The organism is Mycolicibacterium sp. ND9-15 (assembly GCF_035918395.1).
Classification (GTDB): Bacteria; Actinomycetota; Actinomycetes; order Mycobacteriales; family Mycobacteriaceae; genus Mycobacterium.
Genome location: NZ_CP142362.1, coordinates 485,624 through 508,233, shown reverse-complemented (window position 1 = coordinate 508,233; position 22,610 = coordinate 485,624). Strand labels below are relative to the sequence as shown.

Genomic DNA, 22,610 nt, shown 5'->3' with positions numbered 1-22,610 from the left:
CCACGCGATCGGTAGCGCACCGAAATCGCTACAACGTGAGCAGCATTCGCGTGTTGCCGAGGATGTTCGGCTTGACGTAGGACAGGTCGAGGAACTCCGCGACACCCGTGTCATACGAGCGGCACATCTCTTCGTAGACCTCTGCGGTGACCGGTGTGCCGTCGATCTCGCTGAACCCGTGCCTGGTGAAGAAGTCGACTTCGAAGGTGAGCACGAAGATCCGCTGAAGGCGCAGTTCGCGGGCGACGTCGAGCAACCGGTCGACGATCGCATGCCCGACGCCATGGCCCCTGACCTTCGGGTGCACCGCGACGGTGCGCACCTCGCCGAGGTCGGACCACAGCACGTGCAGGGCGCCGCAGCCGATCAGTTCGCCACCCTGTTCGGCGACCCAGAACTCCTGCACGGCCTCGTAGAGCGTCACCAAGTTCTTCTCCAGCAGGATCTTGCCGGAGTAGATGTCGACCAAGGCCTTGATGGCGGGGACATCCGAGGTTCGCGCACGCCGCACGACGACCTCGCCGGATTCTGCGCTCACACGTGGAGAGTATCGGCTCACCGCAACCGATATTCTGTTGCGGTGTCGGGCCAACCCCATACCGATCCGCTGGTTCCGCGCGCCCGTGTAGCGAACGTCGCGAATGTGCTCACCGGCGTGCGGATGGTGTTGGTTCCCGTCTTCCTGGTGCTGCTCTTTTTCGGTGACGGTCATGAAACATTTTGGCGGATAGCCGCATTCGTGGTGTTTTGCATCGCGGTGATCACCGACCGGTTCGACGGGGCGCTGGCCCGCAGCTACGGCATGGTGACGGAGTTCGGCACACTGGCCGACCCCATCGCCGACAAGGCCCTCATCGGCGCAGCGCTGATCGGGCTTTCGATGCTGGGCGACCTGCCGTGGTGGATCACGGTGGTGATCCTCATCCGGGAGGTCGGCATCACGGTGCTGCGGTTCGCAGTGCTGCGGCACGGGGTGATACCCGCCAGTCGGGGCGGCAAGCTCAAGACCTTGATTCAAGCGGTGGCGATCGGACTGTTCATCCTGCCCTTGTCCGGTGCGTGGCTGTCCGTCGCCTGGGTGATCATGTGGGCGGCGGTGGTCCTGACGGTCATCACCGGCGTCGATTACGTCGTTTCCGCGATCAGGGACTCCCGTGGTCGACCCGCTGATCTGTGACGACGCCCGCGCGCTGGTGGCCGACCTCACCGTGCGCGGCCAGACCGTGGCGACCGCCGAATCCCTGACTGCGGGTCTGCTGGCGGCGACGCTGGCGGGCGTGGCGGGGGCGAGCGTGGTGTTGCGCGGCGGCCTGATCACCTATGTGGAGGGCACGAAGATCTCGCTGGCCGGGGTGCCACGCGAGGTGCTCGACGAGGTCGGCCCCGTCGCGGGGCCGACCGCGCGGGCGCTGGCGGTCGGCGCCCAACAGCGCTGCGAGGCGACCTGGGGTGTGGGCCTCACCGGGGTCGCCGGACCCGAACCACACGGCGGCCATCCGGTCGGCACGGTGTTCCTCGGAATCGCCGGACCCGTAGAGACCGAGGTCGTCGAGTTGGCGCTGGCCGGATCGAGGTGGGAGATCCGGTTCGCGGCGGTCCAGGAGGCCGTCGCACGACTGCGGTCGGCCATCGAGGAGCAGTGAACCCACCAGTGATACCTGCAATGATCCGCGCGATCCGGGAACCAACGGGCCCGCCCGCGGCGTTGCCCTACTAGATGCCCTACTAGATGCCCTACTAGATCCCCAGCCACCGACTCCGGAGGGAGAGCACGATGACGGCATTGCTTCGCGAGGTGATCGGCGATGTGCTGCGTCGGGCCCGCGTCGACCAGGGACGCACCCTGCGCGAAGTCTCCGATACTGCGCGCGTCAGCCTGGGCTACCTCTCCGAGGTCGAACGCGGACGCAAGGAAGCCTCGAGCGAACTGCTCAACGCGATCTGCGGCGCTCTCGACGTTCCGCTGTCACGGGTACTCTCCGACGCCGGTCAGGAGATGGAGCGCGAGGAGCGCGCAGCGTTCGCGGGTGCCGCGAACATCGACGCCGCGACCAAGGTCGTCATTCCGCAGGTTGTGTCCATGGCGGTCGCCTGACCCAGTTGCGGCACTGAGTGGGTGTGGCGATGCGCGCCGACCCGATAGATTGGCAGCACGGTAAGCCGGGCCGGCGAGTCCGAGACAACGACACGAAGGCGGAGTGAACTGACATGGCCAACCCGTTCGTCAAGGCGTGGAAGTACCTCATGGCGCTGTTCAGCTCCAAGGTGGACGAGTACGCCGACCCGAAAGTGCAGATCCAGCAGGCCATCGAGGAAGCCCAGCGCCAGCATCAGGCACTGACCCAGCAGGCCGCCCAGGTGATCGGCAACCAGCGTCAGTTGGAGATGCGCCTCAACCGTCAACTCGCGGAGATCGAGAAGTTGCAGGTCAATGTCCGGCAGGCGCTGACCCTGGCCGATCAGGCCACCGCATCCGGCGACGCCGCCAAGGCCACCGAGTACAACAACGCCGCCGAAGCGTTCGCCGCCCAGCTGGTCACCGCCGAGCAGAGCGTCGAGGACCTCAAGGCGCTGCACGACCAGGCGCTGAACGCGGCAGGTCAGGCCAAGAAGGCCGTCGAGCAGAACGCGATGATGCTGCAGCAGAAGATCGCCGAGCGTACCAAGCTGCTCTCCCAGCTCGAACAGGCCAAGATGCAGGAGCAGGTGAGCTCGTCGCTGCGGTCGATGAGCGAGCTGGCCGCCCCGGGTACCACGCCCAGCCTCGACGAGGTGCGCCAGAAGATCGAGCGCCGTTACGCCAACGCCATGGGCGAGGCCGAGCTGGCACAGAATTCCGTGCAGGGCCGCATGCTGGAGGTTCAGCAGGCCAGCGTGCAGATGGCCGGGCATTCGCGGCTGGAGCAGATCCGCGCCTCGATGCGTGGCGAGCAGCTGCCCGCCGGCGGTAGTGCCGCCGCGCAGCCGGCGACCCCGGCGGCCAATCCACAGCAGGCGACGCCGGAAAACCCGCTGTCCCAATAACCAAGGACCACCAGTGAGTTCGCGAACGAGTCGACCCGAGCCCTGGCGCTCGATGGTGCAGCGGGGTATCCAGAACGGAATAGACACGGCAGCAGAGTGGTCCGACGTGCTGGCCGACAAACTGAACGCCGCCGCGGACCCGCGCGCGAAGCTGCTGCGCAAACGGCGCTGGGCGCTGCGATTCACGGTCTTCTTCACGATCTCCTGCGTGTTCTGGATCGGCGTGACCGGATTGGTGGCGGCATGGGATACCCCTGCCTGGGCGCTGCTCATTCCGTCGCCGATCGCGGTCGGTGCGGCGTTCTTGGCCACGCTGACGTTCCTGCGTTACCGATGGCTGCGGCGCGAGCCCTTACCGCCACCGCGATCCCGTGCCACCCGACGGCTGCCACCGTGGGGATCGGCCGCGCGCCAGCCAATGGCGGCGCTGGCGGCCTCCGAGCGCGGGTTGTTCTCGCTGCTCGGCGTGATGGAGCGGGGACGGATGCTGCCCGCGGACGAGCTTCGCGAGCTGACCGCCGCGGCCAACCACACCGCCGCCACCATGGCCGCGACCGCGAACGAGGTGACGTCGATGGAGCGCGTCATCCACTCCACGCCGCAGTCACGCGACCATCTGGCGCACACCATCCGCGCCTTCACCGCACAACTGGACCACGGCGCCCGTCAGTACAACGAAATGGTCAGTGCCGCTGCGCAGCTGGTGTCAGCTGCGAACGCCGGTCCGACGTCGACCTCGCCGATGTGGCAACAGCGTTATCGGGACGAGTTGTCCAACGCCACCGACCGCCTCATCGGCTGGGCGCAGGCGTTCGACGAACTCGGCCACATCCGCGGCGCGTAACCGGCTACATCGTGGGACGCAGCGACGGGAACAGCGTTGCGGCGACACCGCGCAGGATGGCCTTGAGCATATCGACGGTGTCGAAGTAGTCGCGCCACAACGTGATTCGGCCGGCGTGCACTTCGAACGTCCCGCATACCCAGAACTGCACGCGCACCGGCCCGAACATCAACGCGTCGGTGCGTTCGGTGAGCACGGAGTTACCGTCGGCCGCGATGCGATGCATTTTCACCTCGAAGCCGACGCGGCCCTGACCGCGGCGCATCAGGCCGATGATGCGCCGGCGGCCGCGGATCGTGGGATAGCCGACGTTATGCCATTCGGCGTGGTCGGCCAGCAACCCCTCAGCGGTGTCGTAATCCTCGTCCTGCAGGGCATACAGGAAAGTCTCCACCGCCCGGATGTTGTCGACGTCGGTGCTCAGTCCGGAAGCCTGGTCGGTCATGGGGCAAGCCTAGTGCCGAGGCGGTGTGGCAGGGTAGGCCAAGTGCGCGTTGCCGTGGTGGCAGGACCCGATCCGGGGCACGCCTTCCCGGCTATCGCGTTGTGCCTGCGGTTCCTGGTCGCGCACGACTCACCAACGCTGTTCACGGGGACCCGATGGCTCGACACGGCACGCGGCGAGGGCATCGACGCCTGCGAACTGGATGGCCTGGATCCGACGTCGGCCGACGACGACGCCGACGCTGGCGCCAAGATCCATCAGCGGGCCGCCCGGATGGCGGTGCTCAACAGGGACCGCATCGCGGCGCTGAAGCCCGATCTGGTCGTGTCCGATTCGATCACCGCTTGCGGCGGGCTGGCCGCCGACCTGCTGGGCGTGCCATGGGTCGAACTGAACACCCATCCGCTGTACCGGCCGTCGAAGGGCCTGCCCCCGATCGGCAGCGGGCTGGCGGTCGGAAGGGGTGTGCGGGGGCGGTTTCGAGACGCGGTGCTGCGCGCGCTGAGCGCGCGGTCGTGGCGCGCCGGGCTCCGGCAGCGATCCGAGGCTCGTGTCGGGATCGGCCTGCCGGCCGAGGATCCGGGACCGCTTCGACGTCTCATCGCGACACTGCCCGCGCTGGAGGTGCCGCGCCCCGATTGGCCGCCCGAAGCCGTCGTCGTCGGCCCGCTGCACTACGAGCCGACGACGTCGGTGCTGACGCTGCCCGCGGGTGACGGACCGGTCGTGGTGGTTGCCCCGTCGACGGCGGCGACGGGCGCAGGAGGGCTCACCGACCTGGCGCTGAACACGCTGGTGCCCGGCGACGTGCTGCCCGCCGGTTCGCGGGTGGTGGTGTCGCGGTTGGAGGGACCCGATCGCAACGTGCCCCCGTGGGCGATCGTCGGACTGGGCCGCCAGGACGAGTTGTTGTCGCATGCCGACCTGGTGATCTGCGGTGGGGGGCACGGGACGGTGGCCAAGGCGCTGTTGGCCGGTGTGCCGATGGTGATCGTGCCGGGCGGCGGCGATCAATGGGAGATAGCGAATCGTGTTGTGCGCCAAGGGAGCGCCCAGCTGGTGCGGCCTCTCACTTCGGAGACGTTGGCACGGGCGGTGCGCGAGGTGTTGGGCACGCCGGCCTACCGCGCCGCGGCGCGACGGGCCGGGGCGTCGGTTGCCGATGTCGAAGATCCGGTACGGGTGTGCCATGAAGCGCTGACCGCCTCGGCGTAGTTTGGGCTGGTGCGGTTGACGGAATTCCATGAACTCGTCGAAGAGCAGTTCGGCTCGGTACGCGGCGCGTCGCTGCTCGTCGACCACGTGCTCAACGGGTTCGGAGGGCGGACCGCCGCGCAGGCCATCGAGGACGGAGTCGATCCGCGGGACGTCTGGCGCGCTCTGTGCTCGGATTTCGACGTTCCGCGTGATCGGTGGTGAAAATCGCTAGCGTTTGTCCTCGGCGCGACCGGTACCCGCGGTGTGTGACGGACCGACGCGATCGTCCTCGCGGTCGGACTCGGGCATCTGCGACGCGGGTTGATGGTCGGCCGGAGACGCGGTGGCCCCGCCGGGAGTCTCGTCCGGTGGCGGGCTCTTGCCCTCCGCATCCGCGACGGGCTTCACCGCGCCGGCGGTTCGTTCGCCACCTTCGTCTCGGCCGCCGGCCGGCTTGGCCGAGGTTTGCCGCCCTTCGTAGGGCGGTACCGCGGGTTTGACGTCCTTGGGCGGCTCGTTGGTGAAAGCCGTCTGGAAATCCGGCTTGCCGCCGTCGTCGTAGGCGGGTACGGACTCATCGCCCTGATAGGTGCCCGAAGGTCGGTCTACCCCGCCTGATGGTTGATCTGATCCGGTACCACGCTTTCCCTGCTCTTCCGGCTCTGACATGGCTGCTACTCCTCACACGCGCCACAAGGACTGCGGCGACGCAGAGAAGGGATACCCGCTTATCCTCGATCCACGGGTGGGCACACTAATCTGAGCAGCTCAAGAAAGACACTTCCGGCGCACGTGCGTTCACCTTACGTGAGCATGTGTCGGGGTGGCCGCGGTCGTCGAAGCCGCATTGTTTGGGACTCCTGCGAGATAGCCGAAACGGGCCATCGGTCGAAGATGGCCCCGCTGAGCGATGCGCGCACAACGCGGCCACTCCTACGTTCTCAAGCAAGCGGCGAAATCCCGCCCAAACTAGAAGGAGCTCACATGGACACACGTACTCATCTGAAACGAGCGGCGGCTGCCGCAGCACTGACGGCCGCCCTGGCCGGCATCGCTCCCTCCGTGGCGGAGGCCAAGCCACGCGATGGTACCTGCGCCGCGTTGGCCAACGCGGCCTACCAGGCGTTGGCCAACGCCGACCACTATGAGCGCCAGGGAGACATGGACAACGCCAACTACTGGATGTCCACCTACCGGAAGGCCCAGCAGAACATCACCAGGAGAAATTGTTGAGCACCCGAAGCGCACGCCCATCGCACGCTTGTTGACGCCCTTACTCTCCACACGCGTACGACAAGCGTGCGTTGAGCGCCAAAGGCGTCACGCGCGCTGACCCAGCACCAGCGCCGTTTCCCGGTGCAACCGGCCGAAGTTGTAGTACGCCGCGCAGGCGCCCTCGGCGGAGACCATGCACGTCCCGATTGGTGTCTCCGGCGTGCAGGCGGTGCCGAACACCTTGCACTCCCAGGGCTTGATCACGCCCTTGAGCACCTCACCGCACTGACACGCCTTCGGGTCGGCGACTCGCACACCGGGCATGGCGAACCTTCTCTCCGCGTCGAAGTCCGCGTAGTCGGGATGGATCTTCAGCGCGCTCTGCGAGATGAATCCCAGGCCCCGCCACTCGAAATGCGGCCGCAGTTCGAAGGTCCGGGCCATCAGCTTCAAAGCCTGGGTGTTGCCCTCGGGACGGACCACCCGCGTGTACTGGTTCTCCACCTCGCAGCGTCCTTCACGGATCTGCTGCAGCAGCATGTGCACCGAAGCGAGGATGTCGAGCGGCTCGAAACCCGCCACCACCAACGGCTTTCCGTACACCTCGGGAACGAACCGGTACGGCCGCAACCCCACCACCGTCGAGACGTGCCCGGGACCCAGGAAGCCGGACAACCGGAGGTCCGGTGACTCGAGGATCGCCTTGATCGGCGGAACGATCGTCACGTGGTTGCAGTAAACGCTGAAGTTCTGCACGCCCAGCGCGCGGGCGCGGACGAGCGTCACGGCGGTGGAGGGCGCCGTCGTTTCGAAGCCGACCGCGAAGAACACCACGTGTTTGTCCGGACAGTCGAGGGCGATCTTGAGTGCGTCGAGCGGGGAGTAGACGAACCGCACGTCGGCGCCGCGGGCTTTGGCTTCGATGAGGTTGCCTCGAGATCCGGGTACCCGCATCATGTCGCCGAAGGTCGTGAAGATGACGTCGGGTTGCTCGGCGAGCCACATCGCGTCGTCGACGCGCCCCATCGGGATGACGCACACCGGGCATCCGGGTCCGTGCACCAACTCGACCGTCTCCGGTAGCAGGTGCTCGATGCCGTGCCGGTAAATGGTGTGGGTGTGGCCCCCGCACACCTCCATGAACTTGAACTCATCGCTGCCTGCGAGCTCGGTGATCGATTTGACCAGCGCCCGCGCGGCCGCCGGATCGCGGAATTCGTCGACGAACTTCATGGCAAGCCTCTCAAGCGATTTCGGACGAGTTGAACGCTTCGATCTCGGCGGCGTAGTCGGCGCCCATCTTCTGCACCTGGTCGAGTGTCAGTTTGGCCTCGTCCTCGTCGATCCTGGCCATGGCGAACCCGACGTGAACCAGGACCCAATCGCCGACTTGGAGGTTGTCATCGGCCAGCAGGCGCACGCTGATCGTCCGTCGCACGCCGTTGACGTCGACCGTGGCCAGCGACTGTTCGGCGTCGACGATGCCGACCACCTGACCGGGAATGCCCAGACACATCAGCAGGATTCCTTTCAGCAGATTCGCGGTAGTGGGTCGCCGACGAGCATGTCGACTATCCGGCTGCCACCGAATGACGTTCGCAGAGCGACGATTCCGTGTGGATCCGGCACGATCTCGCCGACGACCGCGGCTTGTGCACCCTGCGGATGCGTGCGTAAGGCCGCGACCGCGGCGTCGGCTTCGGCGGCCGGCACGATGGCGACGAACTTGCCCTCGTTGGCCACGTAGAGCGGATCGATGCCGAGCATGTCGCACGCCCCCAGCACCTGCGGTTGCACGGGGAGCCTCTCCTCGTCGAGGATCACCGCGAACGGCGCGTCCCTGACGAGCTCGTTGGCCACCGTGCCGACACCGCCGCGGGTCGCGTCGCGCATCCACCGTGTCGACGGTGCCGCGCCCAGAAGGATTTCCACCAGTTCGTGCACCGGCGCGGTGTCCGAGGCGATGTCGGCGTCGATCGCCAAATCGCCGCGAGCCAGCATGACCGCCATCCCGTGTTCACCGATGGTGCCGGACAGCACCACCTTGTCGCCGGGTTGGACGAGATCACCGGATAGTTTTCTGCCCTCGGGGATCAGTCCGACACCGGTGGTGCAGATGTAGACGCCGTCGGCGGCGCCCCTGCCGACGACCTTGGTGTCGCCGGTGACGATCTGCACGTCCGCGCTGCGCGCCGCTTCACCCATGTCGGCGACGATCTCGCGAAGTTCGGCGATCGGGAAGCCCTCCTCGATCACGAACGCCGCGGACAGCCACTGCGGGCGCGCGCCCGAGACCGCCAGGTCATTGATCGTGCCGTGCACCGCTACCTGGCCGATCGACCCGCCGGGAAAGCGCCGTGGGGACACGACGTAGGAGTCCGTGGAGAAGGCCAGCCGTTCGCCCGACGGGGTCGCAAGCGCTGCGGCATCACCGAGTTGTTCGAGTTCGTCGTTGCGGAAGGCTTCGAGGAACACCGCGTCGACAAGTGCCGCCGACGACTTGCCGCCGGCCCCGTGCGCGAGTGTTATCACCTCGTCGAGCAGACGCGGTCGACGCTTGCGGAACTTGTCGATGCGTTCCAGCACGCGGTCCTCGCGTTCGGCCGCGCTCGCTGCTTGGGTCATCTCGCGTGTGCTCCGTTTCGTGCGCGGGCGGGGTCTGTTCGCATGTGCGTCTGCACCACCGACCAGAGCCGGTAGCCGAGCATCGCGTGGCTTTCCTGGATGCGGTGGATGCTCTGGGATCCGACGGTGAAGCAGAAGTCGAGGTCTTCGGTGGCCGCCATCCGACCGCCGTCGTGACCCGAGAAGCCGACGGTCAGCAAGCCGCGCCGCTTGGCCTCGGTGATCGCCGTCATCAAGTCGTCGGAGTTGCCGGAGGTCGACAGCGCGATCGCCACGTCGCGGTCGCGCGCGTGGGCGATGATCTGGCGTTTGAAGATCAGCTCGAACCCGACGTCGTTACCCAGTGCGGTCACTACGGCATTGTCGGCGGCGAGCGACCACGCGGCGACCGGTCGCCCGCGTGCCGGTCGGCTGAACAGCGAGGCCAACGTCGCGGCGTCGGTGGAGCTGCCGCCGTTGCCGAACGTGTAGAGCCGGCCGCCCCGGCCGAACCGTTCGGCCATCTGCGTTCCGGCCGCGGTGAGCGCTTCGCCGTACCGTTCGAGCGATTCTCCTTGCAGCCGGGCGCTTTCGCCGGCCTTGCCGCGTGCCGAGGCGGCGAGGTCGGTGAGCAGGCTTGCCGCGTCGGTCTCCTCCGACTCGATGAACGGATACAGGAAGCCGGTGGGGTCGGAGTCGCTCATCGGTGCACCTCCTCGGACTCGACGCGCGCGATGGCGGCGCCGGCGTGCAACAACACGAGATCGTTGGGGGCGACGTCGCCGACCAGCGTGACGTCGACCCACTCCTCGCCCTCGGCGGTGCGCACCAGCGCCGAACCGGTGGCGTCGACCGGTTCCAACAGCACCTCGCCGAGGCGCCCTTCGTCGCTGCACGTCACGCAGGCGTCGTCGCTGCACTCGGCCGGTTTCAGCAGTCCCGGATGCTCAAAGCAGACGTGGGTCAGCTCCCACAAAAGGTGATAGAGCAAAACGAACGCCCCGGTCGCGGGAACCATCGGGTCGTCGGTGTCGACCCAGAGGATGTGGTTGGCCGCGCCGGCCGGCGGACGCGGGCCGGAGCCGATCCACAGCGTCAGGACTCCCCATGCCTGCGCGCGGCGCATGGCATCGACGACCGACGGTTCGTCCGCCGCCGCCACCGCGATCAGCAGATCACCGGGCCGGCTGGCCACCCTCGCCTGGGCCACGGGGTCTGGTTCGACGAGGGCGACCGACGGGAGTGCCCGCTTACCCATGATCACCGGATGCACGAACTCCACGGCGATGTGGTGGGCGTGTGGTTCCCACTGCGGCGAGATCACCCACAAGGTCGCGCCGGCGTGGAACCTGCGGGCCAGATCCAGCGCGGCGGCGGCCAGATCCGCGGCCAGCTCCTCGTCGACGTACGGTCGATCAATGGTGGTCATATCGATTTTTCCTGTCCGAGAACGGAATTCACAAGATCAAGCGTTGTCCGGGTGGCCGCTTCGAGCTCGGCGCACTCCTCGTCGGTGAGTATCCCGCAGACCCAGGCCCAGTGGGCGGAAACGACTGCTCCCGGTTCCGGTGAGGGTGCCAGCGACAAACCCCGCTTTCTCCATCCGACCCATTCGGGGCGTGGATCGCCGAGCGTCAGCCGACCATTCACGTAGCGCAGGGGGCGAGACACGATCTCTGTCCGCTCACCGGCGACCGACACGACCGTCCCCCACCGGATGCGGCAATCCTGCATGACGCCCACCGCGGTCATCGCGTCCCGGCGCAGGAACTTCACCCACGGATAGACCACGAAGACGTGGAAGCTGTGATGGGCCAGAACGTCTGTGCTGGCCGGCACCGCGTCGAGCAACCCGGTGACCTGGCCGGTGAACGCCAAACGTAGTCGGGTGAGAAGGTGCGCGGGGTCGACCTTGCCCAGCGCCCGGCCACCGACCCAGTATGTGCGGACGACTTCTTCGTCCAGCACATCGGAAGCACCGACCGCCTCGGCGATCGCCGACAGATACGGCCAGGCGCCGTCGAACTCCCGTGCGTGGGCGGCAAGCCCACACGTGCCGCCGCCTCCCGTCGGCCCGCAATAGCCGAGCTCGTTCGGCGGATAGGCGTACCGGTCGAACAACAAATGGCCCTCGGGCTTTCTGATGCGGTTCATTCGGCATTCCCCACCAGCAGCTGGCCCAGCGCGATACCGCCGTCGTTGGGCGGCACGATGCGGTGCGTGATCGCGCGAAGCCCCCGGGCGTGCAGCCCGGTCAGCGTCAGTTGGAGCAGTAGGGCGTTCTGGAACACCCCGCCTGACAGCGCCACCGGTCGAGACGGGTCGGCGTGGGTGCACGCGATCTCGACGACCAGATCGGCGACCGCCCGATGGAATCGGGCTCCGATCACAGACGCCGACACACCGGCCCGAAGATCACGGATCACGGCGCGGAGCAAGGGAGCCGGATCGATCGACGCCGCCGACCCGCAGCCGAACTCATAAGACTCCGATCCGCAATCGACGCCGCGGGAGAGGCCCTCGAACTCGATCGCCGCCTGCGCTTCGTAGTCCACCACCTGACGCACGCCGGTGAGCGAGGCCACCGCGTCGAACAGCCGGCCCATGCTGGAGGTCGGGGCACAGCCCAGATTCGTCTCCAGTTGGTGGGCCAGCGCCCTGCGCTCGTCGGGCGGGCAGGCCGACACCGACGGCAGGTCGGCATCCCACGCGATCTCCGCCGATCGCAGATGTGCCAACGCCATTCGATAGGGGCGCCGCACGCTGATGTCGCCGCCGGCGAGCGGTACATACTTCAGATGCGCGAGCCGTTGAAAGCCTTTGTAACTGGCCAACAGCACCTCGCCGCCCCAGATCGCTCCGTCGGGCCCGTAGCCCGTTCCGTCGAACGCGAAGCCGAGAACCTGGGTGGACCCGTCGAGGCCGTGTTCGGCCATCACCGCGGCGATGTGCGCATGATGATGCTGGACCGTCCTGACCGGACGTCCTGCCGCGTTGCGTTGCGCCCACATGGTGGACCGGTACAGCGGATGCGCGTCGGCGACGAGTACCTCCGGTGCGACCGACGTCAATTCCTGAAGATGCTGCTGGGCGGAATCGAACGCGGACAGCGTGGCCAGATCGTCCATGTCGCCGATGTGCTGGCTCAACCACGCGTACCGGCCTTCGGCCACCGCCATGGTGTTCTTCAGGTCGGCCCCGACTGCGAGCGTGGGAGCCACCGGCACGGGCAATGCGACGGGCAGCGGCGCATAACCCCGCGAGCGCCGGATCGGCAACGACACGACTTCACCGTGATTGTCGGCACGGCCGAAGGTAACCATCCGCATGACCGAGTCATCGCACGGCACCAGGATTTCCCGGTCATGCAGGAGCCAACCGTCGACGAGGGGCGAAAGCCGCTCGACCGCAGCGTCGTCGGTGAAGCAGATCGGTTCGCCGGCCAGATTGCCCGACGTCATGACCAACGCTGTCGGTCCGGGTTCGTCGCCCGGCAGGCCGAACAGCAGCGCATGCAGTGGGGCGTAGGCAAGCAGGATTCCGAGGTCCGGGTTGCGCGGCGCCACCGATTCGGCGACCGGGGCCCCGACTGCTCGCGGCACCAACACGATGGGGCGCTGCGGGCCGGTCAGCAGCCGCGTCGACGCGTCGTCGACGACAGCGAGGCCACGGGCGGTCTCGAGATCGGGTGTCATCACGGCGAACGGTTTGTCGCCACGCCGCTTCCGCTTCCGCAACTCGGCGACGGCGCGTTCGTCGGCGGCATCGCAGGCCAGGTGGTAACCACCGATTCCCTTGACCGCGAGGACACCGCCGTCGCTCAGCAGCCGACGTGCTCGTCGCAGCGCGGATTCGCCGGCGGTCGCGGTGCCATCGCCGTCGCGGTATGTCACTGTCGGCCCGCAGGCAGGACAACAGACGGGCTGGGCGTGAAACCTGCGGTCGGCGGGATCGTGGTATTCGCGGGCGCAGTCCGCGCACATCGGGAAGGCCGCCATCGTCGTGGCTTGCCGGTCGTAGGGCAGCGAGTCGATGATCGTGAAGCGGGGCCCGCAGTTGGTGCAGTTGACGAACGCGTGTCGGTACCGCCGGTTCGCCGGATCGCGTTGTTCTGCGGCGCAGTCCGCGCACATCGCGACGTCGGGGGACGTCAGGGTGCGCGCGCCGTCGGTCCGCGACGTGTCGGCGATGACGAACCCGGTTCCTCCCGCGATCGGAAGCCGCTCGATGTCAAGCGATTCGATCACGGCCAGAGGCGGGGGACTGTCGCGCAGCCGCGTCAGGAACGCGTCGACGTCGACGGCCTCGCCCTCGATCTCGATGACGGCGCCGGAGCTGTCATTGCGAACACTGCCCGTCAGGCCCAACGCGGCTGCCGTCGTGTACACGAACGGCCGGAACCCCACGCCCTGCACCACGCCGTGCGCGTAGACCCGCATCCGAGACCGCGTGGTCATGGCGAATCCCCGATACCCGAGATAGATTCGCCCCTTCCCATCAACTCCAGCCCGGCCATCGCCGCGTCGGCCCCGGCCTTGTCGGTCTTCTCCACGACGAAACCCATATGGATTATCACCCAGTCGCCGGGGGCGAAGGTTTCTTCCGGCAGCATACCGACGTTGACCTTGCGGTGTTCACCGGCGACGTCGGCCAGGGCGAGCTGACCACCGTATCCCTCGAGCATCGTCACGACCTGACCCGGTATCCCCAGACACACGGTTCAGCCCTCCGCTGCCGCGACCCGAGCCAGCAGCCCGGCCACCACGTCGTCGATCGCCCGCACCGCATCCGGCACCGCCGCCGCGACGGTTTCGCAGAGCCCGATACCCTCTTCCGTGCAGTCGATTTCGCAGCCGATCACCACGGTGTAAGGCGGGGTTCCGCCGAGCGCGTTGAGGCTGGCGAACACCGCGGCCGGGTCCATCGCGTGCGCGTCCAGACCCGTTGCGGCGCGCAGATCTTCGAGGTCGGCCTCGAACACATGAAGCGCGCCCGGTACCCCGCGGTTGGGAATGGCGTCGACGAGGACCAGGGCATCCCAGCCGTCGAGCAGGTCGTAGGCCAGGTGCATACCCCCGATGCCGTAATCCCTCACCTGAACCTGCGGACCGCCGAGATCGGGTGGCACGCAGCGGATCACCTCGGGGCCGAAGCCGTCGTCCCCGAGGAAGATGTTGCCGAGCCCGGCTACCAGAATCGGAGAGATAGGGACACCTCTTCCGCGGTCACATGCGCCGTATCTTCATGTAGCGTCGCGCATCCGGCACGGAACGAATACCGATCAGCACGGCCGCCACAGCGGCCGCGGCCACGATTCCGACGGCTATCCAGCCGACTACTTCCATTGCGAACTCCCTTCAACCACAGGTTCGACTTCGTCGGGTGCGAAGTACAGGTAGCGGCCGTACCAGTCGTGCAGGTCGGCCGCGGGATCGTCCTCGATGACCACCCCGATATGGTGCTCGCCGTCGACGTCTTCGTGCACGGAGGTCACGCGCGCAATCTTGTTTACATAGAACAGGTCCTGGGCGTCGGCCCGCCGGGACGGGCGCAACCGGACGCGGGTGCCGCGGGTGACGCGGGTGTCGTTGACGAGCACGGCATCCGAGTCCGGCCGTACCGCCGTGTCCGCCATGGGGTCCCACCACTCGACACCCGCAGGAATCTCCGGTATCAAACCGGGCTCTGCGGTCGGCGCATGCGGATTGCGCAACACCCCGTGCAGATCGAGCATCGCCTCCGGCGACATCGAATCGCAGCGGTCGATGATCGCTGCGGCGAGTGGGTCGGTGGCGCGTGCCTGCGCCTTCTCGCCCTCGGTCATCGTCATGATCCGCAAGGTGAGGATCTCGTCGATCTCGGTCGAGTCGTAGAGCGCGCCTTTGCTCTGTTCGGCGATCTCGGGGTGGTCGTAAAGGATGATCGGGGACGCCAACACCAGGTCGCGATGCGGCGATGGACCGGCGAGCACCGGAAAGCAGCGGTGCTGTCGACACCGCGCCACCGCCTCGGCGGCCGAACCCGGCGGTTCTAGCAACGAGACGAACTCGCCGTCAGCGACCTCTAGCAGCAGATGAGTGCCGATCATCGATACGGCGATCGCCTCGTCCTTGTCACCGGCAGGCGCAGCGCAGTTGCGCACATCGAACGTGAGCCGCAGAAGTTCGTCGTCCTCCTCGGCGGAGATAGCCAGCCGACCGCACAACTCGCGGCGGCTTCGCACCAGTCTGCCCCCAATGACGCCCTCCATCTCCGTCGCGTAGGGGACCGAGATATCGAGCGCGCGAGGCAAGCTCATGACCGGGAACGGTTCGATGGCGATCTCGCATTCGACGGCCTCGTCCCAGCTGACCCAGGACCGGGAACCCGACACCAGTTCACCGACCGGTTCGAAACGACCGTCGCCGAGGTCGCGTTCGACGCTGCGGTGCTGCAATTGGAGGAACCGGACCACACCGGTCAGCATCGGGATGCCGCGGGAAGCCACCAGCACCTGAGCCGAGAGCGAGGAATCCTCGCCGATGCCGGCCTCGGCCGCACCGTTCGGGCCCAATACCCCGAACTGCCAACGCGACTGGTTCTTGCTCGAGCTGGCGCGGTAGGGGTACAGCAGGTAACCCTCGTAGAGCACCGCGTCGGCAACGGCTCGCGCATGATCCCAGTCTGCGGTCATCGAACCTCCTGCGCGGTGCGGGCGGTCAGCAGTGTGGCGATCGCATCGTCGTAACCCAGCAGGCCACGCGCGGATTTGAACTGCGCCAGCGCGTCGAGAGTGTCGTGGCTCAACCGCAGCCAGCCGGTGTTGGGATAGTGCAATCGCATGAGCTCACGCCACGTCGACACCGGTAGGTCGTAGTGGTCCTCGCGGTCCCACGGCACTTGCTGCACCGCGAAGTTGCGCTCACCCTTGGTGAAAACCGTTCCGCTGAACAGGAATTGCAGCGGGATCACGCCATCGTGCAGAGCGTGGAAGTACTTGGCGGCGGTCACCTCTAGGTCATAGGTGCACTCGAGCGGGAGGTCGACCTGCGTGGTGCCGGTGAACCCGGGCACCATCGTGCTGGTGTGTTGCCAGACGAAGTTGTGCTGTGTGGCATCCCAGCGGTCTCGCGGACCGAACAGGTCGAGCAGGCCCAGGGCCTCGTCGTCGCTGTAACCGCGGCGCAACGGTTCGATGCGGACCTGGCAGCGCAACGCAATTGCGTGCACGGGTTCGTCGCCGTCGACGGCGATACCGAGGCGCGCGGTCAGCGCCGGCGTCACCGCGTACCGCTCGGTGGAAACCTCGAGCACCGCGAACGTCAACTCGGGCATGGCGCCACCACTTTGCCGCGGGTGCCGACCTGTTCGAAGAAGGTATCGACGTACTCCCGCACCTGCTGACCGCCGTCGAAGCCGTGCCACAGTTGGCGGAGCCGGCCGACGAACTCGTAGCAGGCGTCGATGGGCACCAAATGACAATCCGGCGAACGGGTTTCGTCGTCGGGCACTCGCACGAGAAGTGCCTCGGTGTCGTCAGCGAGCAGATCGACTCGCGGGTCGGCTGCCCGGACACCCTCCCACGCGGACAGGTCCAGTTCGGACTCCGTCGCACCCCCCGGGCCTGGATAGAAGGCCACCACCTGGTTCAGCGTCGAGTTGCGGAAGAAGAAGGCCAGTCCGACGGGGATCTGAAGGAGCTGCCACTCCCGTCGCCCGAGCCCGAAGTCCCCGAAGGTCAGCCAGCGGTCGGGGACCGCGCGAAAGCGCAGTTCGGCGGCAGCGTCGGTGAAAAGCAGATAACACCCCCGGCATACGCACATCAGCTGTCGTGCTTGAATGTCCACGACATGCTGGTGCTCGTCGGCGATCTGCTCGGCGCACATCTCGCAGCGCTCGCCCGCGGGCACGGGAGCGCCTCGACTGGCCCGGATTCGTGCAAGCACGTCGTATGCGTCAGTCATGCCATGCCCGCTCCCGTGGGTTGCGCCGCCATCGCAATGGACAGCACTCCATCGCGGGTGAGCAGCGGCATCGGTTGCAGGTGAGCGAGCGGGGCGGCGTCGTCGACGCAGGCGCCGGCGTGCACGACGTCGAAGTGGGCACGACAGTTCGGGCAGCGCAGCACCGCATCGCCGACGGGGGAGCCCATCCGTCGATGCAGCGCGGCGCCCGCCAGCGATTCGTCGCAGACACCACACCGGTCGCGGTAGGCGAACAATTTCTCGCCGATGCGGCACGCCAGCACGGTGATTCCGGCCACGCTGAACCCGCCGACCTCGCCCGGGCCCAGGTCGGCGAATTCGGGAACGGGGTGCCACGAAGCCGGGCCCGGTGCGTCTTGACGGACTCGGCGCAGCAGCGCCGCCGCCGGAATCACGGCGGCGCTGGCAGCCGCTGAGACCACCTCGATCGAGGTGACCTCGGGTGCGGCTGACCGGATCGCGTCCTCGACCGTGAGTTCCAAAGTGACGGCGGAGGACGGACAACTCTGACAGCTGCCGGCAAACTGCAGGCGGACGGTGACGCCGTCGGGGCCGTCGACGACTTCGAGCAAGGTCACGTCGCCGCCGTGTGAGCCCAGGTAGGGCCGGACCCTGTCCAGTGCATCCTCGACCCGCCGGTCGACGCCGTGCGGATGCAGCCCGTGCACGAGCAGCAGGCTCGCCACGAGGTCGTCGCGCACGAGCAGTTCGGGCAATCGCGCGTCGGCGCTTACCGCCATCCGCAGCATCCGCTCCAGCCCGGCGCCGTAGAGATCGGTCACCTCACCGACGAGTTGGACCGCCCGCTCGTAGGCGGCAGGGCCCCCCGCGGCGGACGCGTCGAGCAGGGCCTGTATCCGGTCGCCCGCCGTGCGCCACTGCGCGTCGTCTTCGGTCGGCGGGGCCATTCCCTATTCCCCGGTGACGGACTGGGTCGGGGAGTGCAGCAAGTCCAGTGTCTTTCCCTTACCCAGGTACATGTGCACCCCGCACGGCAGGCACGGGTCGAAACTTCGTACCGTGCGCATGATGTCGATACCTTTGAAGTGTTCCCTGTCGTTCTCCTCGAAGATCGGCTGGCCCTGTACCGCGTCCTCGTAGGGGCCGGGCGTGCCGTAACTGTCGCGCGGGTTCGCATTCCACGGGGTCGGTGGATACGGGTGGTAGTTGGCGATCTTGCCGTCGCGGATCACCATGTGGTGACTCAAGACTCCGCGGACCGCTTCGGTGAACCCGCAGCCGATGCCCTCCTCGGGCACGTCGAACTTCTCCCAGGTCTTGGTGCGACCGGCGCGGATCTCCACCAACGCCTTCTCGGCGAAGTGCAGGGCACAGGCGGCGGCATAAGCCTGGAAGTACGTTCGCGCGCGATTGCGCTCGAGGGTGTTGCTGCCGTAATGCGGTATCTTCCACTCCAATTCGACCGGGCCCTTCAAAGCGGTCTTGGGCAGGTTGATCTGCACGCTTTGACCGGTCGCCTTCACATACCCGACGTCGACCAGCCCGGCGAGCGCTGTCGACCACAACCGCGCCAGCGGTCCGCCACCGGTGTCCAGCGCCAAGTGATCCTTCCCGTCGAACCAGCGCGGCGACATCACCCAGCTGTAGTTCTCGTCGAAGTCGCGTTTCTGCGGACGCGGGTTGGTGTGCTGGTTCCACGGGTGCCGCCGGTCCACCGGATTGCCCAGCGGGTCGGTCTTGACGAACATCTCCTGATCGGTCCAGTCGTCGTAATAGGAGTGCCCCAACAGGATTCGGATGCCGAGGTTGATGTCCACCAGCGAGTGGGTGTGCAGCTTTCCGTCGATCACGACTCCGGGTGTGACGAACATGGCGTCGCCCCAGCGCTCCATGTCCTTGTACTCGAAGTTGCATACCTCGGGATCCTGGAAGGAGCCCCAGCAGCCCAGCAGTGTGCGTCGCAGCCCGACCTGGTCGTAGCCGGGGAGCGCTTCGTAGAAGAAGTCGAAGAGGTCGTCGTGCATCGGCACGACCTTCTTCATGAACTCCACGTAGCGCATCAGCCTGGTCATGTAGTCGGTCATCAACTGGATCGTGGCGGTCGTTCCGATGCCGCCGGGATACAGCGTCGACGGGTGCACATGGCGACCTTCCATCAGGCAGAACATCTCTCGCGTCCAACGGCTGACCTGTAATGCCTCACGGTAGAACTCACCGGTGAACGGGTTGAGCGCGCGCATGATGTCTGCGATCGTGCGATGACCGTGCATATCGGCGTGCGGCGCTTGGGTGTTCTCGGCCCTGGCCAGCACACTGGGATTGGTTTCGGCGACCATCTTCTCGCAGTAGTCCACGCCCACCAGGTTCTCCTGGAAGATGTTGTGGTCGAACATGTACTCCGCGGCCTCACCCAGGTTGATCAGCCACTCACCGAGGTGCGGAGGCCGGACGCCGTAGGCCATGTTCTGGGTGTAGACCGAGCACGTGGCATGGTTGTCACCACAGATGCCGCAGATCCGGCTGGTGATGAAATGGGCATCGCGGGGGTCCTTGCCCTTCATGAAGATCGAATAGCCGCGGAAGATCGACGAGGTGCTGTGACACTCGACGACTTCGCGGTTGTCGAAATCGATCTTGGTGTAGATGCCGAGGCTTCCGACGATCCGGGTGATGGGGTCCCACGCCATCTCCACGAGTTGGCCGGGATCGCGCTTCACGTGTGACGGCTCGGGGATGGTGGTTGTCATCGAACTCTTCTCTTTCTTCTAAGGAGAAGCGTCACAGGCCGTTTCGATACCCGAAAGCACGCCTGGGCGCCCCGGGACGGCCCGCACCTACCAGGTGCGGGTCGCTCCGGTCGTGAGTTGCGTGCCGGGATGGCGCCACTTGGGTTCTTTGTCGACGGTGCGGCCGGTGACGTGGCGCAGGCTGCGAATGACCGATCCGTACAGACTCGAGGCCGCAGTGGAGACCTTGCCGCCGGGCGGTTCATCCATGAACGGCATGAACTTGTCGGGAAATCCCGGCATGGTGCAGCCGATGCAGATTCCGCCCACGTTCGGGCAGCCCCCGACTCCGTTGATCCAGCCGCGCTTTGGCACGTTGCATTTGACGACCGGACCCCAACAGCCCAGTTTCACAATGCATTTGGGGGAGCCGTACTCCGTTGCGAAATCGCCTTGTTCGTAGTAGCCGGCCCGGTCACAACCCTCGTGCACGGTCGCGCCGAACAACCACTGTGGTCGTAACGCATCGTCGAGCGGAATCATCGGGGCCTGATCGGTGGCCATGTACAGCAGATAGGTCAGTGTCTCGGCGAGGTTGTCCGGTTGGATGGGACATCCGGGCACACACACGATCGGTATGCCGGCCTTGCTCTTCCAATCCCAGCCGAGGTAGTCGGGCACTCCCATGGCGCCGGTCGGATTGCCCGCCATCGCGTGGATACCGCCGTAAGTGGCGCACGTGCCGACCGCAACGATGGCAGTGGCCTTGGGCGCCAGCCGATCCAGCCATTCGCTCGTGGTCATCGGTTGGCCGGTGGCCGGGTCGTTGCCGAACCCGCACCAGTAGCCCTCGGCTTTGATCTTCTCGTTCGGGATGGACCCCTCGACCACCAGAACGAACGGGTCCAACTCGCCCCGATCGGCCTTGAAGAACCACTCGAGAAAATCATCGGCGCCCCCGTTCGGTCCGCACTCGAAATCGATCAGGGGCCAGTGGACGGCGATTTTCGGCAGCCCCGGAAGCGCCCCAAGGGCGATCTCCTCGATGCTGGGTTGGGTGGCGGCAGTCAACGCCACCGAATCACCGTCACAACTCAATCCGGCGTTGATCCACAGAACGTGGATCAGTGCCTCTTCTGCTTTGACTGCTGCCTCCGTTGGCATAGGTCACAGCTTCCTGGGGGCCGGGCTGGGGCCCTCACGACCGGGAGCCGGGCTGGGGCCCCCACAACATCACACGGTGCCGTGGCGCCGAACTTCGGCGCTGAGTTTGGGTTTACTCCGGGGGCTATGTCTTGTCAACGGATGTAACGGAACTAGCGGAATTTGCACAATCTTCGATCCATTCGTACCACTGCGCAGTACCATCGCCGGTAATTGCCGACATCGTGAGTATCTGCGCGTCTGGGTTCAGTGATCGCACGTAACCGCGACTTTTTTCAAGATCGAAACTCACGTACGGCAGCAGATCGATCTTGTTGACGATGACCAGACCCGCTGCGGCGAACATGTGCGGATACTTCAACGGTTTGTCATCGCCTTCGGTCACCGAGATGACGACGACTTTGCTGCGCTCACCGAGATCGAACAGCGCGGGGCAGACGAGGTTCCCGACATTCTCGATGAACAGGAGCGACCCCGGCTCCGGGTCGAGGGTCTGCAGCGCCCGGTGCACCATGGCGGCGTCGAGGTGGCAGCCCGCGCCGGTGTTGACTTGCACCGCGTTCGCACCGGCGGCCTTGATGCGTTCGGCGTCCAGAAGCGTCTCCTGATCTCCTTCGATGACCGCCACCGGACGATCCGCGCAGAGATCGCGGATCGTGCGCTCGAGAAGCGTCGTCTTGCCCGCGCCTGGAGAACTGGTGAGGTTGAACGCCAGGATGTCGCGTTCGGCCAGCCAAGCGCGGTTTTCGTCGGCGAGTTCGTCGTTCTTCGCGAGCACCTTCTGCTCGAGCGTGATCGTCTCGGTGTGGACGTGGTCGTGGTCGTGGTGATGGTGCGGATGGCCGTTCTCGTGGGGGTGGACATGCCCCGGCACAGTGACGGTCGCGCCGTCGTCGCCGCAGCCACAGGTTGCGCACATGGTCAGCTCACTTCCATCGAGAGGATCTTCAGGTCCCGGCCGGCGACCACCTCGACATTCGCGCTGCCGCAGGGGCATAACAGGATCAGGTCGGGCAATTCGAAGTTCTGACCGCAGGTGCGGCAGTACGCCGCGCCGGGTTGGACGTCGAGGAGCAGGCGTGCGCCGTCTGCGACCGTGCCCGTGGTGGCGAGTTCGAAGCAGAACTGCATCGAGTCGGGCACGAGGGCGCACAGCGCGCCGACCTCCAGCTTGACGCAGTGCACCCGGCGTCCCGCGGCGTGCTCGCACACCGCGTCGACCACGCTCTGGGTTATCGCCATCTCATGCATACGGTGCCCGTTTCTACCGGAATGTCTTCACGATAGGCCGCAGAACGGGCCGCAGGGAGGGGACGGGAGATCCGCTCCAGGCATCTGTCCTGCGCCACGGCGTGTCGGGCTTGAGTCGAACAGGTGTTCGTCTAGTGTGGGCAGTGTTCGACGGCTAGATGCTGGTCAGGCCGACTTGACCCGAACTTGTCGGAGGCTGCCTCTAGCGTCACGGC

29 protein-coding genes are annotated in these 22,610 nt (G+C 66.5%); 8 read left to right on the top strand and 21 right to left on the bottom strand.

The features are described from left to right. Window positions 1–28: 28 nt before the first annotated feature. The gene (locus QGN32_RS02525; protein WP_326548897.1) at window positions 29–511 is read right to left on the bottom strand and encodes an amino-acid N-acetyltransferase; all 483 of its coding nucleotides are present in this window, start codon (window positions 509–511) and stop codon (window positions 29–31) included. Window positions 512–580: 69 nt separating this feature from the next. On the opposite strand from QGN32_RS02525, the gene pgsA reads away from it, so the two are divergent. From pgsA to pspM, 5 genes are all read left to right on the top strand, one after another. Next, a complete protein-coding gene (pgsA, locus tag QGN32_RS02520; protein ID WP_326547104.1) occupies window positions 581–1,177 on the top strand; it encodes a CDP-diacylglycerol--glycerol-3-phosphate 3-phosphatidyltransferase in 597 nt (198 codons plus the stop codon). Then, window positions 1,155–1,643 carry a CinA family protein gene (locus tag QGN32_RS02515; protein WP_326547103.1) on the top strand — a complete coding sequence of 163 codons (489 nt, stop codon included), beginning with the start codon at window positions 1,155–1,157 and terminating at the stop codon, window positions 1,641–1,643. The genes pgsA and QGN32_RS02515 overlap by 23 nt, the downstream gene beginning before the upstream one ends. 131 nt (window positions 1,644–1,774) lie before the next feature. Beyond that, complete coding sequence (clgR, locus tag QGN32_RS02510; protein ID WP_326547102.1) at window positions 1,775–2,095, top strand: transcriptional regulator ClgR; 321 nt, start codon at window positions 1,775–1,777, stop codon at window positions 2,093–2,095. Window positions 2,096–2,208: 113 nt separating this feature from the next. Continuing rightward, complete coding sequence (gene pspA, locus QGN32_RS02505) at window positions 2,209–3,024, top strand: phage shock protein PspA (protein WP_326547101.1); 816 nt, start codon at window positions 2,209–2,211, stop codon at window positions 3,022–3,024. 13 nt (window positions 3,025–3,037) lie between these two features. Continuing rightward, the gene (pspM, locus tag QGN32_RS02500) at window positions 3,038–3,868 is read left to right on the top strand and encodes a phage shock envelope stress response protein PspM (protein WP_326547100.1); all 831 of its coding nucleotides are present in this window, start codon (window positions 3,038–3,040) and stop codon (window positions 3,866–3,868) included. Between the two features lie 4 nt (window positions 3,869–3,872). Here pspM and QGN32_RS02495 read toward each other — a convergent pair whose 3' ends face one another. Beyond that, window positions 3,873–4,313 carry a limonene-1,2-epoxide hydrolase family protein gene (locus tag QGN32_RS02495; protein ID WP_326547099.1) on the bottom strand — a complete coding sequence of 147 codons (441 nt, stop codon included), beginning with the start codon at window positions 4,311–4,313 and terminating at the stop codon, window positions 3,873–3,875. 42 nt (window positions 4,314–4,355) lie between these two features. Between QGN32_RS02495 and QGN32_RS02490 the strand changes: the two genes are divergently transcribed. Further along, complete coding sequence (locus QGN32_RS02490; protein ID WP_326547098.1) at window positions 4,356–5,528, top strand: glycosyltransferase; 1,173 nt, start codon at window positions 4,356–4,358, stop codon at window positions 5,526–5,528. A 9-nt stretch (window positions 5,529–5,537) separates the two neighbouring features. Next, entirely contained in the window at window positions 5,538–5,732 is a 195-nt protein-coding gene (locus tag QGN32_RS02485; protein WP_326547097.1) for a DUF3046 domain-containing protein, read from the top strand. Between the two features lie 6 nt (window positions 5,733–5,738). On the opposite strand, the gene QGN32_RS02480 is transcribed toward QGN32_RS02485, so the two are convergent. After that, window positions 5,739–6,179, bottom strand: a complete 441-nt coding sequence (locus tag QGN32_RS02480; RefSeq protein ID WP_326547096.1) for a hypothetical protein — start codon at window positions 6,177–6,179, stop codon at window positions 5,739–5,741. Between the two features lie 315 nt (window positions 6,180–6,494). On the opposite strand from QGN32_RS02480, the gene QGN32_RS02475 reads away from it, so the two are divergent. Next, entirely contained in the window at window positions 6,495–6,743 is a 249-nt protein-coding gene (locus QGN32_RS02475) for a hypothetical protein (protein ID WP_326547095.1), read from the top strand. A gap of 87 nt (window positions 6,744–6,830) precedes the next feature. On the opposite strand, the gene hypD is transcribed toward QGN32_RS02475, so the two are convergent. From hypD to QGN32_RS02390, 18 genes are all read right to left on the bottom strand, one after another. Then, a complete protein-coding gene (gene hypD, locus QGN32_RS02470; protein ID WP_326547094.1) occupies window positions 6,831–7,958 on the bottom strand; it encodes a hydrogenase formation protein HypD in 1,128 nt (375 codons plus the stop codon). A gap of 10 nt (window positions 7,959–7,968) precedes the next feature. After that, window positions 7,969–8,241 (bottom strand): HypC/HybG/HupF family hydrogenase formation chaperone, encoded by a 273-nt coding sequence (locus tag QGN32_RS02465; protein ID WP_326547093.1) that lies wholly within the window; start codon window positions 8,239–8,241, stop codon window positions 7,969–7,971. Between the two features lie 14 nt (window positions 8,242–8,255). Beyond that, the gene (gene hypE, locus QGN32_RS02460) at window positions 8,256–9,350 is read right to left on the bottom strand and encodes a hydrogenase expression/formation protein HypE (RefSeq protein ID WP_326547092.1); all 1,095 of its coding nucleotides are present in this window, start codon (window positions 9,348–9,350) and stop codon (window positions 8,256–8,258) included. Further along, complete coding sequence (locus tag QGN32_RS02455; protein WP_326547091.1) at window positions 9,347–10,033, bottom strand: D-sedoheptulose-7-phosphate isomerase; 687 nt, start codon at window positions 10,031–10,033, stop codon at window positions 9,347–9,349. The genes hypE and QGN32_RS02455 overlap by 4 nt, the downstream gene beginning before the upstream one ends. Then, the gene (locus tag QGN32_RS02450) at window positions 10,030–10,758 is read right to left on the bottom strand and encodes a HypC/HybG/HupF family hydrogenase formation chaperone (protein ID WP_326547090.1); all 729 of its coding nucleotides are present in this window, start codon (window positions 10,756–10,758) and stop codon (window positions 10,030–10,032) included. The genes QGN32_RS02455 and QGN32_RS02450 overlap by 4 nt, the downstream gene beginning before the upstream one ends. Then, window positions 10,755–11,483, bottom strand: coding sequence for a DUF6390 family protein (locus QGN32_RS02445; protein ID WP_326547089.1), 729 nt, complete (start codon window positions 11,481–11,483; stop codon window positions 10,755–10,757). The genes QGN32_RS02450 and QGN32_RS02445 overlap by 4 nt, the downstream gene beginning before the upstream one ends. Continuing rightward, entirely contained in the window at window positions 11,480–13,786 is a 2,307-nt protein-coding gene (gene hypF, locus QGN32_RS02440) for a carbamoyltransferase HypF (protein ID WP_326547088.1), read from the bottom strand. The genes QGN32_RS02445 and hypF overlap by 4 nt, the downstream gene beginning before the upstream one ends. Next, window positions 13,783–14,046 (bottom strand): HypC/HybG/HupF family hydrogenase formation chaperone, encoded by a 264-nt coding sequence (locus QGN32_RS02435; RefSeq protein WP_326547087.1) that lies wholly within the window; start codon window positions 14,044–14,046, stop codon window positions 13,783–13,785. The genes hypF and QGN32_RS02435 overlap by 4 nt, the downstream gene beginning before the upstream one ends. Window positions 14,047–14,049: 3 nt before the next feature. Beyond that, window positions 14,050–14,526, bottom strand: a complete 477-nt coding sequence (locus QGN32_RS02430; protein ID WP_326548896.1) for a hydrogenase maturation protease — start codon at window positions 14,524–14,526, stop codon at window positions 14,050–14,052. Window positions 14,527–14,554: 28 nt separating this feature from the next. Beyond that, entirely contained in the window at window positions 14,555–14,674 is a 120-nt protein-coding gene (locus QGN32_RS24235; RefSeq protein WP_442791772.1) for a DUF6893 family small protein, read from the bottom strand. Further along, window positions 14,665–16,002, bottom strand: coding sequence for a hypothetical protein (locus QGN32_RS02425; RefSeq protein WP_326547086.1), 1,338 nt, complete (start codon window positions 16,000–16,002; stop codon window positions 14,665–14,667). Before QGN32_RS02425 ends, QGN32_RS24235 begins: the two co-directional genes overlap by 10 nt. After that, window positions 15,999–16,643 (bottom strand): DUF6084 family protein, encoded by a 645-nt coding sequence (locus tag QGN32_RS02420; protein WP_326547085.1) that lies wholly within the window; start codon window positions 16,641–16,643, stop codon window positions 15,999–16,001. Before QGN32_RS02420 ends, QGN32_RS02425 begins: the two co-directional genes overlap by 4 nt. Beyond that, complete coding sequence (locus tag QGN32_RS02415; protein WP_326547084.1) at window positions 16,631–17,272, bottom strand: DUF5947 family protein; 642 nt, start codon at window positions 17,270–17,272, stop codon at window positions 16,631–16,633. The genes QGN32_RS02420 and QGN32_RS02415 overlap by 13 nt, the downstream gene beginning before the upstream one ends. Further along, on the bottom strand, window positions 17,269–18,201 hold the full coding sequence (locus tag QGN32_RS02410; RefSeq protein WP_326547083.1) for a NifU family protein: 933 nt from the start codon (window positions 18,199–18,201) through the stop codon (window positions 17,269–17,271). Before QGN32_RS02410 ends, QGN32_RS02415 begins: the two co-directional genes overlap by 4 nt. Before the next feature lie 3 nt (window positions 18,202–18,204). Next, window positions 18,205–20,001, bottom strand: a complete 1,797-nt coding sequence (locus QGN32_RS02405) for a nickel-dependent hydrogenase large subunit (protein ID WP_326547082.1) — start codon at window positions 19,999–20,001, stop codon at window positions 18,205–18,207. Window positions 20,002–20,088: 87 nt separating this feature from the next. Continuing rightward, the gene (locus QGN32_RS02400) at window positions 20,089–21,144 is read right to left on the bottom strand and encodes an NADH-quinone oxidoreductase subunit B family protein (RefSeq protein WP_326547081.1); all 1,056 of its coding nucleotides are present in this window, start codon (window positions 21,142–21,144) and stop codon (window positions 20,089–20,091) included. 124 nt (window positions 21,145–21,268) lie between these two features. Continuing rightward, entirely contained in the window at window positions 21,269–22,063 is a 795-nt protein-coding gene (hypB, locus tag QGN32_RS02395) for a hydrogenase nickel incorporation protein HypB (protein WP_326548895.1), read from the bottom strand. A 2-nt stretch (window positions 22,064–22,065) separates the two neighbouring features. Beyond that, window positions 22,066–22,395 carry a hydrogenase maturation nickel metallochaperone HypA/HybF gene (locus QGN32_RS02390; protein ID WP_326547080.1) on the bottom strand — a complete coding sequence of 110 codons (330 nt, stop codon included), beginning with the start codon at window positions 22,393–22,395 and terminating at the stop codon, window positions 22,066–22,068. Between the last annotated feature and the right edge of the window lie 215 nt (window positions 22,396–22,610).

What these genes read in the sequence shown, in the direction of transcription:
- clgR (WP_326547102.1), top strand. Translation starts at nt 1,775, where the DNA reads ATGACGGCATTGCTTCGCGAGGTGATCGGCGATGTGCTGCGTCGGGCC.
- pspA (WP_326547101.1), top strand. Translation starts at nt 2,209, where the DNA reads ATGGCCAACCCGTTCGTCAAGGCGTGGAAGTACCTCATGGCGCTGTTC.
- QGN32_RS02495 (WP_326547099.1), bottom strand. Translation starts at nt 4,313, where the DNA reads ATGACCGACCAGGCTTCCGGACTGAGCACCGACGTCGACAACATCCGG.
- QGN32_RS02480 (WP_326547096.1), bottom strand. Translation starts at nt 6,179, where the DNA reads ATGTCAGAGCCGGAAGAGCAGGGAAAGCGTGGTACCGGATCAGATCAA.
- QGN32_RS02475 (WP_326547095.1), top strand. Translation starts at nt 6,495, where the DNA reads ATGGACACACGTACTCATCTGAAACGAGCGGCGGCTGCCGCAGCACTG.
- hypD (WP_326547094.1), bottom strand. Translation starts at nt 7,958, where the DNA reads ATGAAGTTCGTCGACGAATTCCGCGATCCGGCGGCCGCGCGGGCGCTG.
- QGN32_RS02465 (WP_326547093.1), bottom strand. Translation starts at nt 8,241, where the DNA reads ATGTGTCTGGGCATTCCCGGTCAGGTGGTCGGCATCGTCGACGCCGAA.
- hypE (WP_326547092.1), bottom strand. Translation starts at nt 9,350, where the DNA reads ATGACCCAAGCAGCGAGCGCGGCCGAACGCGAGGACCGCGTGCTGGAA.
- QGN32_RS02455 (WP_326547091.1), bottom strand. Translation starts at nt 10,033, where the DNA reads ATGAGCGACTCCGACCCCACCGGCTTCCTGTATCCGTTCATCGAGTCG.
- QGN32_RS02450 (WP_326547090.1), bottom strand. Translation starts at nt 10,758, where the DNA reads ATGACCACCATTGATCGACCGTACGTCGACGAGGAGCTGGCCGCGGAT.
- QGN32_RS02445 (WP_326547089.1), bottom strand. Translation starts at nt 11,483, where the DNA reads ATGAACCGCATCAGAAAGCCCGAGGGCCATTTGTTGTTCGACCGGTAC.
- hypF (WP_326547088.1), bottom strand. Translation starts at nt 13,786, where the DNA reads ATGACCACGCGGTCTCGGATGCGGGTCTACGCGCACGGCGTGGTGCAG.
- QGN32_RS24235 (WP_442791772.1), bottom strand. Translation starts at nt 14,674, where the DNA reads ATGGAAGTAGTCGGCTGGATAGCCGTCGGAATCGTGGCCGCGGCCGCT.
- QGN32_RS02425 (WP_326547086.1), bottom strand. Translation starts at nt 16,002, where the DNA reads ATGACCGCAGACTGGGATCATGCGCGAGCCGTTGCCGACGCGGTGCTC.
- QGN32_RS02420 (WP_326547085.1), bottom strand. Translation starts at nt 16,643, where the DNA reads ATGCCCGAGTTGACGTTCGCGGTGCTCGAGGTTTCCACCGAGCGGTAC.
- QGN32_RS02415 (WP_326547084.1), bottom strand. Translation starts at nt 17,272, where the DNA reads ATGACTGACGCATACGACGTGCTTGCACGAATCCGGGCCAGTCGAGGC.
- QGN32_RS02410 (WP_326547083.1), bottom strand. Translation starts at nt 18,201, where the DNA reads ATGGCCCCGCCGACCGAAGACGACGCGCAGTGGCGCACGGCGGGCGAC.
- QGN32_RS02405 (WP_326547082.1), bottom strand. Translation starts at nt 20,001, where the DNA reads ATGACAACCACCATCCCCGAGCCGTCACACGTGAAGCGCGATCCCGGC.
- QGN32_RS02400 (WP_326547081.1), bottom strand. Translation starts at nt 21,144, where the DNA reads ATGCCAACGGAGGCAGCAGTCAAAGCAGAAGAGGCACTGATCCACGTT.
- hypB (WP_326548895.1), bottom strand. Translation starts at nt 22,063, where the DNA reads ATGTGCGCAACCTGTGGCTGCGGCGACGACGGCGCGACCGTCACTGTG.
- QGN32_RS02390 (WP_326547080.1), bottom strand. Translation starts at nt 22,395, where the DNA reads ATGCATGAGATGGCGATAACCCAGAGCGTGGTCGACGCGGTGTGCGAG.